This is a genomic window from Pseudomonas sp. PDM32 (genome assembly GCF_019219225.1).
Classification (GTDB): Bacteria; Pseudomonadota; Gammaproteobacteria; order Pseudomonadales; family Pseudomonadaceae; genus Aquipseudomonas; species Aquipseudomonas laurylsulfatiphila.
The window spans coordinates 1-16,768 of the sequence record NZ_JAHUWE010000014.1; the positions used below are offsets into that span (position 1 = coordinate 1).

The window sequence follows — 16,768 nt, forward strand, 5'->3', positions numbered from 1 at the left end:
CCACCAGCCAGACAAGCGCCTGATCGTGATCAAGCAGCCAATCGGCGTGACCGCTGCAATCACCCCGTGGAACTTCCCGGCTGCCATGATCACCCGTAAAGCCGGCCCGGCCCTGGCCGCCGGTTGCACCATGGTGCTCAAGCCTGCTTCGCAAACGCCGTTCTCCGCTTTCGCCCTGGCCGAACTGGCCCAGCGTGCCGGTATCCCGGCTGGCGTGTTCAGCGTGGTTTCCGGCAGCGCCGGCGACATCGGCAGCGAACTGACCAGCAACCCGATCGTACGCAAGCTGTCCTTCACCGGTTCGACCGAAATCGGTCGTCAACTGATGTCGGAATGCGCCAAGGACATCAAGAAAGTGTCCCTGGAACTGGGCGGCAACGCGCCGTTCATCGTGTTCGACGACGCGGACCTGGATAAGGCCGTCGAAGGCGCGATCATTTCCAAATACCGCAACAACGGTCAGACCTGCGTCTGCGCCAACCGCCTGTACATTCAGGATTCGGTCTACGACGCGTTCGCCGAGAAGCTGAAAGTGGCTGTGGCCAAGCTCAAGATCGGTAACGGTCTGGAAGCCGGCACCACCACTGGCCCGTTGATCGACGAAAAAGCCGTGGCTAAGGTGCAAGAACACATCGCTGACGCCATTTCCAAAGGCGCCACCGTGTTGTCCGGCGGCAAGCCGATGGAAGGCAACTTCTTCGAGCCGACCATCCTGACCAACGTGCCGAACAACGCGGCCGTGGCCAAGGAAGAAACATTCGGTCCATTGGCTCCACTGTTCCGTTTCAAAGACGAAGCCGATGTGATCGCGATGTCCAACGACACCGAGTTCGGTCTGGCCTCGTACTTCTATGCTCGCGATCTGGGCCGTGTGTTCCGTGTGGCTGAAGCCCTGGAGTACGGCATGGTCGGCGTCAACACCGGGTTGATCTCCAACGAAGTCGCGCCGTTCGGCGGCATCAAGGCCTCGGGCCTGGGCCGTGAAGGCTCCAAGTACGGCATCGAAGATTACCTGGAAATCAAATACCTCTGCCTGGGCATCTAACCCCGCAAGAGTATTGCTTCAAGCGCAAAGGGCACGAGAGCGCTGTCCCTTTGCGCCGCTTCAAACCGGAATTTTCTCTGTGGTCGGGAACGCTGTGGCAGTCGATCATCGCATGCTGCCTTAGTTACCTCCCCACCGCTTAATCCTTGAACCACGCCGACCGATGAGCGGCGAATGAGGAATGTAATGAGCAAGACTAACGCTTCTTTGATGGCCCGCCGTACCAATGCAGTTCCACGTGGTGTTGGCCAGATTCACCCGATCTTCGCCGAGTCCGCGAAGAACGCGACCGTGACCGACGTTGAAGGTCGTGAGTTCATCGACTTCGCCGGCGGTATCGCCGTGCTGAACACCGGCCACGTGCATCCGAAAATCATCGCGGCCGTGACCGAGCAGCTGAACAAGCTGACCCACACTTGCTTCCAGGTACTGGCCTACGAGCCGTACGTAGAAGTGTGCGAAAAAATCAACGCCAAGGTGCCAGGTGATTTCGCCAAGAAAACCCTGTTGGTGACCACCGGTTCCGAAGCCGTGGAAAACTCGATCAAGATCGCCCGTGCCGCTACTGGCCGTGCCGGCGTGATCGCCTTCACTGGCGCCTACCACGGTCGCACCATGATGACCCTGGGCCTGACCGGTAAAGTCGTGCCTTACTCGGCCGGCATGGGCCTGATGCCAGGCGGCATCTTCCGCGCGCTGTACCCGAACGAACTGCACGGTGTGAGCATCGACGACTCGATCGCTTCCATCGAGCGCATCTTCAAGAACGACGCCGAGCCGAAAGACATCGCTGCGATCATCATCGAGCCGGTGCAGGGCGAAGGTGGTTTCTACGTCGCTCCGAAAGAATTCATGAAGCGCCTGCGTGCCCTGTGCGACCAGCACGGCATCCTGCTGATCGCTGACGAAGTACAGACGGGCGCTGGCCGTACCGGTACTTTCTTCGCCATGGAACAGATGGGTGTTGCTGCCGACCTGACCACTTTCGCCAAATCCATCGCTGGCGGCTTCCCGCTGGCCGGTGTGTGCGGCAAGGCCGAGTACATGGACGCCATCGCTCCAGGCGGCCTGGGCGGCACCTACGCCGGTAGCCCGATCGCTTGCGCAGCGGCCCTGGCCGTGATGGAAGTGTTCGAAGAGGAGCACCTGCTGGATCGTTGCAAGGCCGTTGGCGAGCGTCTGGTAACCGGCCTGAAGGCCATCCAGGCCAAGTACCCGGTGATCGGCGAAGTCCGTGCCCTGGGTGCGATGATCGCTGTCGAGCTGTTCGAAAACGGCGACAGCCACAAGCCGAACGCCGCCGCTGTGGCATCGGTTGTGGCCAAGGCTCGCGAAAAGGGCCTGATCCTGCTGTCCTGCGGCACCTACGGCAACGTTCTGCGCGTCCTGGTACCGCTGACCTCGCCGGACGAGCAACTGGACAAAGGCCTGGCGATCATCGAAGAGTGCTTCGCCGAGCTGTGATCACCTAATGTGACCTGATCGACAAAAAAACCCGCTTCGGCGGGTTTTTTCATGCCTCTGGAAACACATCCTGCGCATTAACGTTGTATCGAATGGCCTGCATTGGCTAAGGTTCCTGCATTGCCAGGGAGAGCTGTATGACAACTGTCATTTTACCCGCGGTTCCGAGAGTACTGATTGCCGAGGCCGACCCCTGGTCCCGGGACCTGCTCAAGGAAGTGTTGTTGAACGTACGCTGCGATGCGCGGCTGGATTTGTGCGCCGATGGCCAGCAGGCGTTGGAGCTATTGGCTGCCAACCCCTATGACCTGGTCATCGCCGATTGGGAGTTGCCGGGTGTCGATGGCCTGAATGTCCTGCGTAACATTCGCCAGCGCAAACGCAACCCGCCGCTGCCCTTCATCCTCATGAGCAGTCGCAACGACAGTGCCAGCGTGCGCGAGGCCTTGCCGCTGGCGCCGGCCGCGTACCTGACCAAGCCCCTGAACATGGAAAGCCTGACCCATCGGTTGCAGGGGTTGCTGCTGCACGCGGGGGAAGAAGTCTCGTGCGAAGTGCCGGCGCTGGCGCCGGGCATGACGTTGTCGGTGTTTCTGGAGCGTCGACGGGAGTTGGCCGACGGCGCGCCGCTGATGACCGACGTGCAAGTGGCGGTCAAACGCAGCCTCAATCCCAATGGCCTCGACCTGACGGTGCTGGAGGACGAAATCCGCACCGATCCGCAGGTTACGGCGGTGCTGATTGCCGCTGCCAACAGCGCGGCCCAGCACCGCGGCGCGGGTGTGCAAACCCTGTCCCAGGCGCTGCATCGCCTGGGCACCGGACAAAGCATGAACCTGATTCTCGGCCTCGCGCTCAAGCGCAGTGCCCGGCTCAGCGATCCGCAATTGGCCGACTATGCCGAGCGTTACTGGGAGCTGTCACTGCATACCGCCGAGTACGCGCGAACCCTGGCGCGCTTGCTCGATCTGGATCAGGAGCGTTGTTATTGCGCCGGCATGCTGCATCGTCTCGGCGATCTGGCGTTGCTGCGCTGTCTGCAGGAATGGCAGCAGGCCGGCGGCGAACTGGACGAGTTGGAAGAAGTGGGTGAAGCGCTGGTTGAATATGGCGCAGCCTATGGCTCGGCCCTGCGTACACGCTGGCGTCTGCCGCTGGAGTTGCGGGAGCTGATTGCGGCGGTCTACCAGCTCGGTGGCGGGGTTTATTCCCGCGAAGCGCTGGTGATGAACATGGCGGCGCAGATGGCGCGCCTGACCGAGCACGAGGGCATTGAGGAGCTGGCCAAGAGCCGGACGGCGCGGTTGCTCAAGATCGGCTTGCCGGAGTTGATGCGGTTGCGCAAAAAATGAGGGCGAACGCGATTCCCTGTGGGAGCGGGCTTGCTCGCGAAAGCGGAGTGTCAGTCGACATAAAAGGTGACTGACGCGGCCCCTTCGCGAGCAAGCCCGCTCCCACATGGGGTCTATGGTGCCTGTCAGGCCGTGACAATCCGGTTCTTGCCCTCGCGCTTGGCCTGATACATCGCGGCATCCGCCCGGGAAAACAGGTCCTCCACGTTTTCGTCCGAGGCGCTCAGGCTGGTCAGGCCCTGGCTGACAGTGATGCCGAACGTCCGGCCTTCGTGGTTGAAACTCAACTGCTGAATCTGCCGATGCAGGCGTTCAGCCACTTGCAGAGCCATTTGTGGCGTGCACCCGGGAAACACCGCAGCAAATTCCTCACCGCCAATGCGCCCGAACAGGTCGCGACGGCGCAACGCTGCGCGGCCGCTTTCGGCAATGCGTTGCAGCACGTTGTCGCCTTCCTGATGACCGTAGGTGTCGTTGATTGTCTTGAAGTCATCAATATCCAGCATCAGAAACGACAACGGCTCGCCCTGTTGCCGGGCGTGTGCGAACGCGCGGTGAGCGCATTCGAAGAAATGATGGCGATTGCTGCTCTGGGTCAGGGCGTCGGTGGTGGCCAGGCGATGCAGTTCAGTTTCCACTTGCTTCTTGTGGGTGATGTCTTCGGCAATACCGACGATGATCACCGGTTGCCCTGGCTCGGCCTGGCGATTGATGAAGCATTTGTCGCTGAGCCAGCGCACCTGGCCGTCAGCGGCAATGATTCGATACTCGCGGTCTTCGATGGCGCCTTTGTCCAGCACTTCGGCCAGGCTGCGTTCGGCATAGTCGAGGTCGTCAGGGTGAATGCTGTCGCGCCATTGATTGCAGTCGGCCAGCAACTGGTCGGCTGAACGGCCAAAAATCCGTTCATAGGCCGGGCTGACGTAAAGCACCCGGCGGGTTTCCCAATCGAATGCCCACAGCACCGCGTTGACGCTTGCTAGCAATGTGTTGAGCAGTTGTTCCCGTTCGGTCAAACGTGCGACTTCGCCTTGGGCGTGCATCAGCGCCATCAGGGTCTGCGCGGCTTCGGGCCAATGTGACGAAGATGAGTCTTGCAGGTTCTTTTGGGCCATCGACACAAATCTCAAAGGGCATGCGGCCAACACCAAGCCCGCCGGGGATGGCGAAGTGTCTTTGAGATAAGGGTTTCAAGATGAAGTTCCCGCCTTTTGTGGAGAGAGAGCTTGCTCCCGCCGGGCGGTACTGGCGACGCGTTTTTGCGGCCACAAATCCATGTGGGAGCGGGCTTGCTCGCGAATGCGGTGTGTCAGTCGACATAAAAGGTGACTAACACACCGCATTCGCGAGCAAGCCCGCTCCCACAGGTTTTTCAGACAGCGGCAGGGCGCAGGGAGTAGGTTTTCAGCTGATCGGCGAAGTCGCGCAGGGATTGAATCCCGCTGGCTTCGGCTTCGTGCACCCAGTCCTTGATCGCCGCCAGCATGTCGTGGCCATTTGAGCTGGTCTTGACCCAGATCTGCTGCAGGGCCAGGCGTTTCTCGTAGATTACCTTCAGTGCCTGACTGTGCTCGAGCATGTTCTGGATGCGTACATGGTGTTTGTCATCCAGCAGGCTGGTCTCTCGTGAAAGCAGGCGTTTGGCCCGGCGGAACTGGTGACGGACCGAGTGATCGACCTTTTCCAGCTCTTGCTTGACCAGTGGGCCGATCACCAATTTGCGGTACTGGGCCATGATCTGGAAGCGGTTGTTGAGGATCGCCATGGCGGTGTCCATGTCCAGGTTGCCCTTGCCTTCAACGCGATGGGCAATCGGCGCAACCCGTTGAACCTTGGCCAGGCGCAGGAAGCTGAAGACTTTGATCCACGCCCAGCCCAGGTCGAATTCCCACTTCTTCACCGACAGTTTTGCCGAATTAGGGTAGGTGTGATGGTTGTTATGCAGTTCTTCGCCGCCAATCAGGATGCCCCACGGCACCAGGTTGGTCGCCGCATCGCGGCATTCGAAGTTGCGGTAGCCGATGGCATGGCCCAGGCCATTGACCACGCCGGCGGCCCACACCGGGATCCACATCATCTGGATGGCCCAGATGGTGATGCCGATGGTGCCGAACAGCAGCAGGTCGATAACGGCCATGATCGCCACACCCAGCAGCGGGAAGCGGCTGTAGAGGTTGCGCTCGATCCAGTCTTCGGGGCAGTTCTTGCCGTAGATGCGCAGCGTCTCGGGGTTTTCCGCTTCGGCGCGGTACAGCTCGGCGCCTTTGCGCAGCACCGTGGACAGCCCCTTGATGACCGGGCTGTGCGGGTCATCGACGGTTTCGCATTTGGCGTGATGCTTGCGGTGGATGGCCGTCCACTCGCGGGTGTTCTGCGCCGTGGTCAGCCACAGCCAGAAACGGAAGAAATGCTTGAGGCCCCCATTCAGCTCCAGGGAGCGGTGGGCCGAGTAACGATGCAGATAGACCGTAACGGCGATGATCGTGACGTGGGTCATCAGCAGGGTGACTGCTACCAGTGACCAGGCCGACAAGCCAAGTAAACCTTCGTACCACATAGGCTGTAGGGCCCTCGATAAAGAAAAAAACAGCCGTTGCATTATCACTAAGCCCACACAGAAAACCAGTCGCCCTTTCAGATAAGAGTGGCTGGATGTGTCTTTAAACTATAATTCCAACCTTTTCGTATGGACATGGATTGCCGGATGCCTGCCACCTATCGCGATGCCTTGCGTGCAGCGCTGCTCTATCTGTTGCTTTCTGTGGTTTGGCTGCAGATCAGTGGCTATTTATTAAACAGTTTCTTCGATAGCTCGGAAGAGCTATTGCGGTGGCAACTGATCAACGGTTATGCCTGGGTGGTGCTAAGCGCCGGGTTGATCTTCATCGCCCGTGCGCGACTGCTTCGTTGCCTCGGGGTCGGCGCCAAGCTGCGTGAGCGTAGCGAAGATCGCGAGCGTTTGCGTCAAGCCGCCGCTGTGTTCGACTGCACTCGCGAAGGGGTGTTGGTCACCAATTGCGAAGGCTTGATTATCCATGTCAACCGGGCGTTCATGGAAATCACCGGCTATCAAAGTGAAGAAGTCCTGGGTCAGCGCCCCAGTCTGTTCAAGTCTGGCCGTCATCCAGCGGATTTCTACCGGGCCATGTTCGCCACACTCGACAGTTTGGGGGAGTGGAGCGGGGAGATCTGGAACCGCCGTAAAAGCGGTGAAATCTACCCGCAATGGCAGACTATCCGCGTCATTCGCGACGATCATGGACGACGTAATCAATACGTGGCGGTTTTTTCCGACATCAGTGCGATCAAGGACTCCGAGCATGAGTTGATGCACCTGGCTCACCACGATCCACTGACCGATCTGCCCAATCGGCTGCTGTTCACCGACCGAGTCGAGCAGGCTCTGACATCGGCGCAGATCCACAGGCGTGGCTGCGCGTTGCTGATGATCGATCTGGACCACTTCAAGATGATCAACGACAGCCTCGGGCACACCATTGGGGATCATTTGCTCAAGGCCGTAGCCGGACGCCTGAAAGGCATGTTCGACCCCGGTATTACCCTGGCTCGGCTGGGCGGCGACGAGTTTGCCGTGCTGGCCGAATGCTGTCCGCAGTTGGTCCAGGCGGCTGCGCTGGCGCAACGGATCATCAACGGACTGAAAGAGCCGTTTGCTATCGATGGACATCAGCTGTTCATCAACACCAGCATTGGCATCAGCCTGTTCCCCAGCGATGCCTTGAGCGTTGAACAATTGTTGCGTAACGCCGATTCGGCGCTGTTCAAGGCCAAAAGCACCGGTCGCAATGACTACGCGCTCTACACCGAAGAATTGACCGCCCATGCCCAACAACGCGTCGAGATCGCCTTCGAATTGCGCCGTGCCCTGGACCAGCAGGAACTGCAGGTTTATTACCAGCCGGTACACGACCTCAAGACCAGCCGCCTGATAGGTGTCGAGGCGCTGGTGCGTTGGCAGCACCCGCAGCGGGGGCTGGTGTCACCGGCGGAATTCATTCCGGTCGCCGAACGAACCGGTCTGATTGCCGAAATCGATGCCTGGGTCATGGCGCAGGCGTGCCGGCAGATGTGTCAGTGGCAGCAGGACGGGGTGGTGCTGTCGTTTGTGGCGGTCAACGTTTCTTCGCGCCTGTTCGCCCGTCGCGAGTTGTATCAGCAGGTGGCGCAGGTGCTGCACGAAACCGGGCTGGAACCGGCCTGTCTGGAACTGGAAGTGACCGAAAGCGCAGTGATGGACGATCCGGAAGTCGCGCTGGAACAAATGCACCGCCTGCGCGAGTTGGGTGTGCGCCTGGCCATTGACGACTTCGGCACGGGTTATTCATCGCTGTTGCGGCTCAAGCGCCTGCCGGTGCAAAAACTGAAAATCGACCAGGGCTTCGTCGCCGGATTGCCGTGGGACGAGGATGATGCGGCGATCTCGCGGGTGATCATCGCCCTGGCCCAAAGCATGGGCATGCAGGTTCATGCCGAAGGGATCGAGCAGGTCGAACAGGCGGCTTTCCTCCTCGAACAGGGCTGTGATCTGGGGCAGGGCTACTGGTTCGGGCGGCCGGTGCCGGCGGCGCAATTGAACTGGGCTCATGTGCCGGTGATCGGAGCAATTACCTTGCCGCCTTGCTGATACACAAAACCTGTGGGAGCGGGCTTGCTCGCGAAGAGGCCGGCACATTCAACATCCCTGTTGCCAGACAGTCCGCCTTCGCGAGCAAGCCCGCTCCCACAGGTTTTTGCTGCGCTTGAAAGAGGGTGAATCTCCTCAAGCCCTTGTCCCTTCAATTAATGTTTTTTGGTTATATAAACATTCTTAAATAGTCTTTTTAAGAATATCAAGACCTCACTAGTATTGCTCCCAAGCCGCAAGCAGTGCCGACACTGCGAGGCAATCTCTCAGTTGAAGGAGCAGCAATATGAGCGCATCCCTGCGTAGCGTCGACGGTCAAGACGAAGCCACCATCCTGCGTGAAATCCAGAGTGCCCTGCGCGACCTGCGGTTTGGTGCCGTGGAAATCACTGTGCACAACGCACAGGTGGTGCAGATCGAACGCAAAGAAAAATTCCGTTTGCAGCAGCCAGGCAACAAGCCGGGCTGAAGGGGGTCGCAGCCCCTGTAGGCGCTGCCGAAGGCTGCGATCTTTGAACCGGCAACGCGATTCCAGAAATCCATAAAAAAAGCCAACAAATCAAGAATCCCAGGAGCTTTCACCATGTCGTCGATTCGTCATTTCGCTTTGGCCGCCCTGGCCAGCGCCCTTTTTGCCGGTTCCGCAGTTGCCAAGGACTACGAACTGCTCAACGTGTCGTACGACCCGACCCGCGAGCTGTACCAGGACTACAACGCCGAATTCGTGAAGTTCTGGCAAAAGGAACATGCCGGCGACACCGTGAAAATCCAGCAATCCCATGGTGGCTCGGGCAAGCAAGGCCGGGCGGTGATCGATGGCCTGCGCGCCGACGTCGTGACCCTGGCCCTGGCCGGTGACATCGACGAAATCGCCAAACTCGGCAAGACCCTGCCGGCGGACTGGCAAAAGCGCCTGCCGGACGCAAGCACGCCTTACACTTCGACCATCGTGTTCCTGGTGCGCAAGGGCAACCCTAAAGGCATCAAGGATTGGGGTGACCTGGTCAAGAATGACGTTTCGGTGATCACGCCGAACCCGAAAACCTCCGGTGGTGCGCGCTGGAACTTCCTCGCGGCCTGGGCCTACGGCCTCAAAGCCAATGGCGGTGACGAAGCCAAGGCCAAGGAATACGTGCAAACCCTGTTCAAGCACGTGCCCGTGCTGGACACCGGCGCCCGCGGCTCGACCATTACCTTCGTCAACAACGGCCAGGGCGACGTGTTGCTGGCCTGGGAAAACGAAGCCTTCCTGGCCCTGAAAGAAGAGGGCGGCGCCGACAAGTTCGACATCGTCGTGCCTTCACTGTCGATTCTCGCCGAGCCGCCAGTGGCGGTGGTCGATAAGAATGCCGAGAAAAAGGGCAACGAGCAGATCGCCGAAGCCTACCTCAAGCACCTGTACAGCCCGGCCGGCCAGGAAATCGCGGCGAAGAACTTCTATCGCCCGCGTGACAAGGACGTGGCCGCCAAATACGCCCAGCAGTTCCCGAAACTGGAACTGGTAAGCATCGACAAGGACTTCGGCGGCTGGAAAACCGCACAGCCGAAATTCTTCAATGACGGGGGCGTGTTCGACCAGATCTACCAGGCGCAATAACCTGGCTTAAGCTGCATAACATGTGGGAGCGGGCTTGCTCGCGAAGGCGGTGTATCAGGCGGCATTAATGTTGACTGACACACTGCTTTCGCGAGCAAGCCCGCTCCCACAAGGATGGGTTTAGTTGATCGCTTTTTAACCAAGGACTTTTATGTCGCGTCGTATCTCCCCCGTCATACCCGGCTTCGGGCTGACGCTGGGCTACACCTTGGTGTACCTCAGCCTGATTGTGCTCATACCACTGGCGGCGATGTTCGTGCATGCCGCTCAACTCACCTGGGATCAGTTCTGGGCAATCATCTCGGCACCACGGGTGCTGGCGGCGCTGAAGCTCAGCTTCGGCACCGCCCTGTGTGCCGCCATCATCAACGGCATCATCGGCACGCTGCTGGCCTGGGTATTAGTGCGCTATACCTTCCCTGGACGAAAAGTGATCGATGCAATGATCGACTTGCCGTTCGCATTGCCCACGGCGGTGGCCGGTATTGCACTGACGGCGCTGTACACCCCTACCGGCCTAGTCGGTCAGTTTGCAGCGGATCTGGGTTTCAAGATCGCCTACACCCCCCTGGGCATCACCCTTGCCCTCACTTTTGTGACACTTCCATTCGTAGTACGTACCGTACAGCCAGTATTGGCGGACATTCCTCGTGAAGTCGAAGAAGCGGCGGCGTGCCTGGGTGCAAAACCATTGCAGGTGTTCCGCCATATCCTGCTGCCGGCACTGCTGCCTGCTTGGCTGACCGGTTTCGCGCTGGCCTTTGCCCGCGGGGTCGGCGAGTACGGTTCGGTGATTTTCATCGCCGGTAACATGCCGATGAAAACCGAGATTCTGCCGCTGCTGATCATGGTCAAACTCGACCAATACGATTACACCGGCGCTACCTCCATTGGTGTACTGATGCTGGTGGTTTCCTTCGTCCTGTTGCTGCTGATCAACTTGTTGCAGCGGCGCATCGAAACCCCATAAGGAGGCGCACCCATGTCCCAATCGTCTATTGCTGCCGCTTCCTCGAACGCTGCCCGTCGTGGCAGCGCGACTTCGCGGCGAATCCTGATCGGCCTTGGCTGGCTGATTTTTGCCCTGTTCCTGCTGCTGCCGCTGTTCATCGTGGTGTCCCAGGGCCTGAAGCTCGGCCTCGGTGCGTTCTTCACCGCGATTTTTGAGCCGGACGCGCTGTCGGCACTGAAACTCACGGTCATCGCCGTACTGATTTCGGTGCCGCTGAACCTGGTATTCGGCGTCAGCGCCGCGTGGTGCGTGAGCAAGTACTCGTTCCGCGGCAAGAGCATGCTGGTGACGCTGATCGACCTGCCGTTCTCGGTGTCGCCGGTGATCGCGGGTCTGGTCTATGTGCTGATGTTCGGCGCCCAGGGCCTGTTTGGCCCATGGCTGCAGGACCACGACATCCAGATAGTCTTCGCCCTGCCGGGCATCGTGTTGGCGACGATTTTCGTCACCGTGCCGTTCGTGGCCCGTGAACTGATCCCGCTGATGCAGGAACAAGGCACTCAGGAAGAGGAGGCCGCGCGCCTGCTCGGCGCCAACGGCTGGCAGATGTTCTGGCACGTCACCGTACCCAACATCAAATGGGGCCTGATCTACGGCGTGGTGTTGTGCACCGCCCGGGCCATGGGTGAGTTCGGTGCGGTGTCGGTGGTGTCCGGGCACATTCGCGGGGTGACCAACACCCTGCCGTTGCACGTCGAGATCCTCTACAACGAATACAACCACGTGGCCGCGTTCGCCGTGGCGAGCCTGTTGCTGATCCTGGCGCTCTTCATCCTGCTGCTCAAGCAGTGGAGCGAAAACCGTATTAACCGCCTGCGCGCCAGCGCCGCGGAGGAATAATTCATGTCGATCGAAGTGCGTAACGTCAGCAAGAATTTCAACGCGTTCAAGGCGCTGGACAACATCAGCCTGGACATCCAGAGCGGCGAACTCGTCGCGTTGCTCGGCCCGTCGGGCTGCGGCAAGACCACGCTGCTGCGGATCATCGCGGGCCTGGAAACCCCGGACAAGGGCAACATCGTGTTCCACGGTGAAGACGTTTCCGGCCACGACGTGCGCGATCGCAACGTCGGCTTCGTGTTCCAGCACTACGCTCTGTTCCGCCACATGACGGTGTTCGACAACGTCGCGTTCGGCCTGCGCATGAAGCCGAAAAACCAGCGTCCGAGTGAAAGCCAGATCGCAACCAAGGTTCACGAGCTGTTGAACATGGTGCAACTGGACTGGTTGTCGGATCGCTATCCGGAGCAACTCTCCGGTGGTCAGCGCCAGCGCATTGCCTTGGCCCGGGCGCTAGCGGTGGAGCCGAAAGTGCTGCTGCTCGACGAACCTTTCGGCGCCCTCGACGCCAAGGTTCGCAAGGAACTGCGCCGCTGGCTGGCGCGTCTGCACGAAGACATCAACCTGACTTCGGTGTTCGTGACCCACGACCAGGAAGAAGCGATGGAAGTCGCCGACCGTATCGTGGTGATGAACAAGGGGGTGATCGAGCAGATCGGCTCACCGGGCGACGTCTACGAAAACCCGGCCAGCGATTTCGTCTATCACTTCCTCGGCGATTCGAACCGCCTGCACCTGGGCGAAGACCACCACGTGCTGTTCCGCCCGCACGAAGTGTCGCTGTCGCGCCATGAACTGGAAGATCACCACGCGGCCGAAGTGCGCGATATTCGTCCGCTGGGCGCGACAACGCGGGTAACGCTGAAGGTCGAAGGGCAGAGCGATCTGATCGAGGCCGAAGTGGTCAAGGATCACGACAGCCTGATCGGGTTGGCGAAGGGGGAGACGTTGTTCTTCAAGCCGAAGGTCTGGCAGTAAAAGCAAAAGATCGCAGCCTGCGGCAGCTCCTACAGAGTACGAATTCTTTTGTAGGAGCTGCCGCAGGCTGCGATCTTTCAAAGCGGCCTAAGCCGCCGCTTTTTTCGGATTGACCCGCACCCCACCCGCCCGCGCTTCGATCTGCTCTTTGAGCTCATGCCGCATGCCCAGCATGAACGCCAGTTCCGCCACCACAAACAACGGTCCGACAATCAACCCGGTCACGTCATCGACGAAGGCCGGTTTGCGCCCTTCGTAGTGATGGCCGACAAACTGGATCGCCCAACCGATCACGAACATCGCCACGCCGCTGCCCAGCCAGACCAGCGTGCTTTGCTGTGCCAGCGCATGACCGGCCCAGACACTCAGCCCGAGCAACAGGGTCATCAACACGCCCAGGCGCAATTCCAGGCGCATGTAAAACCACGCCGATGCCAGCGAAACGAGCACCGCCGGTGACAGCCATACGCCACCCAGCGACCATTGCGGCCGGGACAGCAACACCGCGACGGCGACCACGATCAGCGGAATACCGATAAAGTGCGATGCAATATTGCGCGGGTCACGGTGATAGGCGGCGTATTGACTGAGGTGGTCGACGAGGCTTTTCATTGTTGTTCTCCTGTGGGGTGATTGATCATGCCCCGGGGTCACTTCCCGCTCTGTCAGCCAGGCGACAATCTCTAGGAGTTTTCATGGATATGCAGGTCTGGCGCCCACGCCTGATGAGCGGTCAGTGGTTCAGCCATTTGCCTGTTTCCCTACAGGATAGCCTGCTGTCGGCGGCCAGACTGCGGCGGCTGTCGCCGGGCCAGCGGCTGTTCAAGCGTGGCGATCCGCCCTGCGGCCTGTACGCGGTGCTTGAAGGCGCGGTACGCGTCGGTGCCGTGAGCGAGCAGGGCAAGGAAGCCTTGCTGAGCCTGGTGGAGCCGCCGCACTGGTTCGGCGAGATCTGCCTGTTCGATGGCCAGCCACGTACCCACGATGCCTACGGCGTGGGCCAGTGCACACTGCTGCACATTCCCCAGAACACCTTGCTGGCGCTGCTCGACGAGCATCCGCAGCACTGGCGGCAACTGGCGTTGCTGATGAGCCAGAAACTGCGCATGACCTTCATCAATCTCGAACAGCTGAGCCTGTTGCCGGCTCCGGCACGGCTGGCGCACCGCTTGCTGATGATCGCCGAAGGCTATGGCGAGACCGCCCCGCCGCGGCGCGTCCTGCAACTGCCCCAGGAGCAGCTTGCCGCCATGTTGTCGCTGTCGCGCCAGACCACCAACCAGATTCTCAAGGAGTTGCAGGGGCAGGGAGTTATCGGGCTGAGTTACGGCGAGATCGAAATCCTCGATGCCGAGCGGTTGCGGACACTGGCTACGATCTGACGGCGAACACCGAACCATTGTGGGAGCGGGCTTGCTCGCGAAGGCGTCAGCTCAGGTATATCAATTTCAACTGATACACCGCTTTCGCGAGCAAGCCCGCTCCCACAGTGGATCTGTGTAAATCACAAGATTGTGGTCACCGATAAAAAAACAGCGGGAGCGGGCTTGCCCGCGATGGGGCCAGACCAGCCAACTCACCTTCCGAATCAATCAGCGCAACCCATCCCGAAACTGCCCCGGTGTCATCCCGGTCCAGCGCTTGAACGCGCGACTGAAGCTGCTGGTATCGGCAAACCCGAGTAGATAACTGATTTCGCTCAGCGACACCTGCGGGTCCCGCAGGTGCAACAGCGCGAGGTTTTCGCGGCTTTCGTTGAGCAGCGTATCGAACCGGCAGCCCTCGTCCGCCAGATGCCGTTGCAGGCTGCGCAGGCTAAGGTGCAGGGCCTTGGCGATGTGCTCGGCGCTGGGTTCGCCTTCGGGCAGCTGTTCTTCAATGGCGTCGCGGACCTTGCGCTCCCACGTCAGCGGCTTGAGTTGCGCCAGGGTGCGCTTGAGCACGGTTTCGTTGTGTTCGGCCAGTTCCGGGTTGGCGTCGTCCAGGTGGCTGTCGAAGTCGATGAGGGCGAACTCAAGCCGGTCCTCGTCGGCACCGAAGTGCACGGGCGAGCGAAAGACTTTATGCCATTGATGCGCGTCTGCCGGCTCCGGGCGGCGCAGGTAAGTCTCCAGCGGTGCGTAGTCGCGGCCCAGGCGATTGCGGCAGGTGCGCACGTAAATCGCCATGAACGCATCGATGGCTTCGAAGGCCGGGGCGGGATTGCCAGCGGGGATTTTCAGACGGAAACGGTAGCGATCCTCGGCGCGAGTCAGTTCCAGCTCCAGGGCATCACTGACCACCTGGTGATAGCGCACGATGCGCTCGAACACTTCCCGCAGGCTGCCGCTGGCCACCAGTGCATACCCTAGCGCATGGAAGGTGGTCGGACTGACGAAACGCGAAACCCGCAAACCGATCGCCGGGTCGCCGCTGGCCTGCACTGCCAGATTCCACAGGTGTGTGGTGCCCGACAGCGGGTAGCGCGCGTTCGGGTCGTCCATCAGTTGCGGGTCGAGCCCCGCTTGCTGGCACAGGGCGGTGCTGTCAATGCCAAGGGCATCGAGTTGCTTGCGCAGGGCGCGGGTCCAGCTGGCGAGGGAGGTCGGTTCAGTCATGCTGATTGGCGCTTCCAGTCAACAGGTTGGCGTTCACGGCTACCGCATTGCGAGGTTCCGCAAGGCAGGATGCAACCATCAATAACCAGAGGATGGAAGCATGGACCGTACTTCTGCAAGCCCCCAACGACTGAATGCAGCCCAACGATCAGCCCATATCCGTGAAGTGGTGCTGGCCAGAGGTGTCGAACTGCGCGAGAAGTACCCGATTCTCAAGCATCAGGACGCCCTAGGCGCAGGCATTCTGACCTTCGCCATCGCCGGTATGGTCGGTTCGGCGGCGCTCTACATGACCGGGCACATGGCCTGGTGGGCGTGTCTGTTGCTCAACGCTTTTTTCGCTTCGCTGACCCATGAGCTGGAACACGACCTGATCCACAGCATGTACTTCCGCAAGCAGAAGGTGCCGCACAACCTGATGATGGGATTGGTGTGGCTGGCGCGGCCGAGCACCATCAATCCCTGGATTCGCCGCCATCTGCACCTCAATCACCACAAGGTGTCGGGCTCTGAGACCGACACGGAAGAGCGCGCCATCACCAATGGCGAACCCTGGGGTTTTGCGCGGCTGTTGATGATCGGCGACAACATCATGTCCTCGGTCATCCGCATGCTGCGCGCCAAGACCTGGGCCATGAAGTTCAGCATCATCAAACGCACGCTGAAGGTCTACGCACCGCTGGCGCTGATGCATTGGGGTGCGTGGTACGTGTTTCTCGGTTTCCATGCAGCGAACGGCGTTGCGCACCTGATGGGCGCAACGATCGAGTGGTCGGCGACGACGTTGTCGGTGATGCAGGTCATCGACATCGCGGTCGTCGTGATCATCGGCCCGAACGTGTTGCGCACCTTCTGCCTGCATTTCATCAGCTCGAACATGCATTACTACGGTGACGTGGAGCCGGGCAACGTGATGCAGCAATGCCAGGTACTCAATGCCCCGTGGCTGTGGCCGCTGCAGGCGTTCTGCTTCAACTTCGGCAGCAGCCACGGGATCCATCACTTTGTGGTGAAGGAACCCTTCTACATCCGCCAGTTGACCGTGCCGGTGGCGCACAAGGTGATGCGCGAGATGGGGGTGCGGTTCAATGATTTCGGTACGTTTGCGCGGGCGAATCGGTTTGAGCGCAGGGAAGAGTTGGTCGCGGAAAAGGGACGTACGGCTCAGGCTTAAGGGTTGTCTGTAAGGGCCTCTTCGCGGGCAAGCCCGCTCCCACAGTGATTTGTGCTGAATGCAA

General features: G+C 60.1%; 15 protein-coding genes. 11 read left to right on the forward strand and 4 right to left on the reverse strand.

Going from position 1 to position 16,768, the window contains the following annotated elements; translation table 11 throughout:
• The 3 genes from KW846_RS24125 to KW846_RS24135 all read left to right on the forward strand — a co-directional run.
• A partial coding sequence (locus tag KW846_RS24125; RefSeq protein ID WP_218485784.1) for an aldehyde dehydrogenase family protein occupies window positions 1-1,045 on the forward strand: 1,045 nt, incomplete at its 5' end.
• Between the two features lie 186 nt (window positions 1,046-1,231).
• Window positions 1,232-2,509 (forward strand): 4-aminobutyrate--2-oxoglutarate transaminase, encoded by a 1,278-nt coding sequence (gabT, locus tag KW846_RS24130; protein ID WP_218485785.1) that lies wholly within the window; start codon window positions 1,232-1,234, stop codon window positions 2,507-2,509.
• A 137-nt stretch (window positions 2,510-2,646) separates the two neighbouring features.
• Window positions 2,647-3,861, forward strand: a complete 1,215-nt coding sequence (locus KW846_RS24135) for a response regulator (RefSeq protein ID WP_218485786.1) — start codon at window positions 2,647-2,649, stop codon at window positions 3,859-3,861.
• 125 nt (window positions 3,862-3,986) lie between these two features.
• On the opposite strand, the gene KW846_RS24140 is transcribed toward KW846_RS24135, so the two are convergent.
• Together KW846_RS24140 and desA are read right to left on the reverse strand one after the other, a co-directional pair.
• Window positions 3,987-4,976, reverse strand: coding sequence for a sensor domain-containing diguanylate cyclase (locus KW846_RS24140; protein ID WP_218485787.1), 990 nt, complete (start codon window positions 4,974-4,976; stop codon window positions 3,987-3,989).
• 257 nt (window positions 4,977-5,233) lie between these two features.
• Window positions 5,234-6,418: a delta-9 fatty acid desaturase DesA gene (desA, locus tag KW846_RS24145; protein WP_007975621.1), complete on the reverse strand. Its 1,185-nt coding sequence runs from the start codon at window positions 6,416-6,418 to the stop codon at window positions 5,234-5,236.
• A 147-nt stretch (window positions 6,419-6,565) separates the two neighbouring features.
• Between desA and dibA the strand changes: the two genes are divergently transcribed.
• The 6 genes from dibA (at window position 6,566) to KW846_RS24175 (ending at window position 12,933) form a co-directional block, all read left to right on the forward strand.
• Window positions 6,566-8,506 carry a phosphodiesterase DibA gene (dibA, locus tag KW846_RS24150; protein WP_218485788.1) on the forward strand — a complete coding sequence of 647 codons (1,941 nt, stop codon included), beginning with the start codon at window positions 6,566-6,568 and terminating at the stop codon, window positions 8,504-8,506.
• 286 nt (window positions 8,507-8,792) lie between these two features.
• Window positions 8,793-8,975: a sulfur starvation response protein OscA gene (gene oscA / locus KW846_RS24155; protein ID WP_007975618.1), complete on the forward strand. Its 183-nt coding sequence runs from the start codon at window positions 8,793-8,795 to the stop codon at window positions 8,973-8,975.
• Window positions 8,976-9,089: 114 nt separating this feature from the next.
• The gene (locus KW846_RS24160; RefSeq protein WP_102701901.1) at window positions 9,090-10,103 is read left to right on the forward strand and encodes a sulfate ABC transporter substrate-binding protein; all 1,014 of its coding nucleotides are present in this window, start codon (window positions 9,090-9,092) and stop codon (window positions 10,101-10,103) included.
• Window positions 10,104-10,254: 151 nt separating this feature from the next.
• Window positions 10,255-11,073: a sulfate ABC transporter permease subunit CysT gene (gene cysT, locus KW846_RS24165; RefSeq protein WP_007972956.1), complete on the forward strand. Its 819-nt coding sequence runs from the start codon at window positions 10,255-10,257 to the stop codon at window positions 11,071-11,073.
• A 12-nt stretch (window positions 11,074-11,085) separates the two neighbouring features.
• The gene (gene cysW / locus KW846_RS24170) at window positions 11,086-11,955 is read left to right on the forward strand and encodes a sulfate ABC transporter permease subunit CysW (protein ID WP_007972954.1); all 870 of its coding nucleotides are present in this window, start codon (window positions 11,086-11,088) and stop codon (window positions 11,953-11,955) included.
• 3 nt (window positions 11,956-11,958) lie between these two features.
• On the forward strand, window positions 11,959-12,933 hold the full coding sequence (locus KW846_RS24175) for a sulfate/molybdate ABC transporter ATP-binding protein (RefSeq protein WP_218485789.1): 975 nt from the start codon (window positions 11,959-11,961) through the stop codon (window positions 12,931-12,933).
• Between the two features lie 87 nt (window positions 12,934-13,020).
• Here the strand turns inward: KW846_RS24175 and KW846_RS24180 are convergent, their stop codons facing one another.
• Complete coding sequence (locus KW846_RS24180; RefSeq protein ID WP_218485790.1) at window positions 13,021-13,545, reverse strand: DUF962 domain-containing protein; 525 nt, start codon at window positions 13,543-13,545, stop codon at window positions 13,021-13,023.
• Window positions 13,546-13,628: 83 nt separating this feature from the next.
• On the opposite strand from KW846_RS24180, the gene KW846_RS24185 reads away from it, so the two are divergent.
• Window positions 13,629-14,315 carry a Crp/Fnr family transcriptional regulator gene (locus tag KW846_RS24185; protein WP_218475584.1) on the forward strand — a complete coding sequence of 229 codons (687 nt, stop codon included), beginning with the start codon at window positions 13,629-13,631 and terminating at the stop codon, window positions 14,313-14,315.
• Window positions 14,316-14,525: 210 nt separating this feature from the next.
• On the opposite strand, the gene KW846_RS24190 is transcribed toward KW846_RS24185, so the two are convergent.
• Window positions 14,526-15,530, reverse strand: coding sequence for an AraC family transcriptional regulator (locus KW846_RS24190; protein WP_116582523.1), 1,005 nt, complete (start codon window positions 15,528-15,530; stop codon window positions 14,526-14,528).
• Window positions 15,531-15,630: 100 nt separating this feature from the next.
• Here KW846_RS24190 and KW846_RS24195 point away from each other — a divergent pair, with 100 nt between their 5' ends.
• Window positions 15,631-16,704, forward strand: a complete 1,074-nt coding sequence (locus tag KW846_RS24195; protein ID WP_218485791.1) for a fatty acid desaturase — start codon at window positions 15,631-15,633, stop codon at window positions 16,702-16,704.
• Window positions 16,705-16,768: the final 64 nt, after the last annotated feature.

Excerpts from the sequence above, each read along its gene's own strand:
- KW846_RS24195 (WP_218485791.1), top strand. The coding sequence starts at position 15,631 with ATGGACCGTACTTCTGCAAGCCCCCAACGACTGAATGCAGCCCAACGA.
- KW846_RS24140 (WP_218485787.1), bottom strand. The coding sequence starts at position 4,976 with ATGGCCCAAAAGAACCTGCAAGACTCATCTTCGTCACATTGGCCCGAA.
- KW846_RS24190 (WP_116582523.1), bottom strand. The coding sequence starts at position 15,530 with ATGACTGAACCGACCTCCCTCGCCAGCTGGACCCGCGCCCTGCGCAAG.
- dibA (WP_218485788.1), top strand. The coding sequence starts at position 6,566 with ATGCCTGCCACCTATCGCGATGCCTTGCGTGCAGCGCTGCTCTATCTG.
- cysT (WP_007972956.1), top strand. The coding sequence starts at position 10,255 with ATGTCGCGTCGTATCTCCCCCGTCATACCCGGCTTCGGGCTGACGCTG.
- KW846_RS24135 (WP_218485786.1), top strand. The coding sequence starts at position 2,647 with ATGACAACTGTCATTTTACCCGCGGTTCCGAGAGTACTGATTGCCGAG.
- KW846_RS24180 (WP_218485790.1), bottom strand. The coding sequence starts at position 13,545 with ATGAAAAGCCTCGTCGACCACCTCAGTCAATACGCCGCCTATCACCGT.
- KW846_RS24160 (WP_102701901.1), top strand. The coding sequence starts at position 9,090 with ATGTCGTCGATTCGTCATTTCGCTTTGGCCGCCCTGGCCAGCGCCCTT.
- KW846_RS24185 (WP_218475584.1), top strand. The coding sequence starts at position 13,629 with ATGGATATGCAGGTCTGGCGCCCACGCCTGATGAGCGGTCAGTGGTTC.
- KW846_RS24175 (WP_218485789.1), top strand. The coding sequence starts at position 11,959 with ATGTCGATCGAAGTGCGTAACGTCAGCAAGAATTTCAACGCGTTCAAG.
- oscA (WP_007975618.1), top strand. The coding sequence starts at position 8,793 with ATGAGCGCATCCCTGCGTAGCGTCGACGGTCAAGACGAAGCCACCATC.
- cysW (WP_007972954.1), top strand. The coding sequence starts at position 11,086 with ATGTCCCAATCGTCTATTGCTGCCGCTTCCTCGAACGCTGCCCGTCGT.
- gabT (WP_218485785.1), top strand. The coding sequence starts at position 1,232 with ATGAGCAAGACTAACGCTTCTTTGATGGCCCGCCGTACCAATGCAGTT.
- desA (WP_007975621.1), bottom strand. The coding sequence starts at position 6,418 with ATGTGGTACGAAGGTTTACTTGGCTTGTCGGCCTGGTCACTGGTAGCA.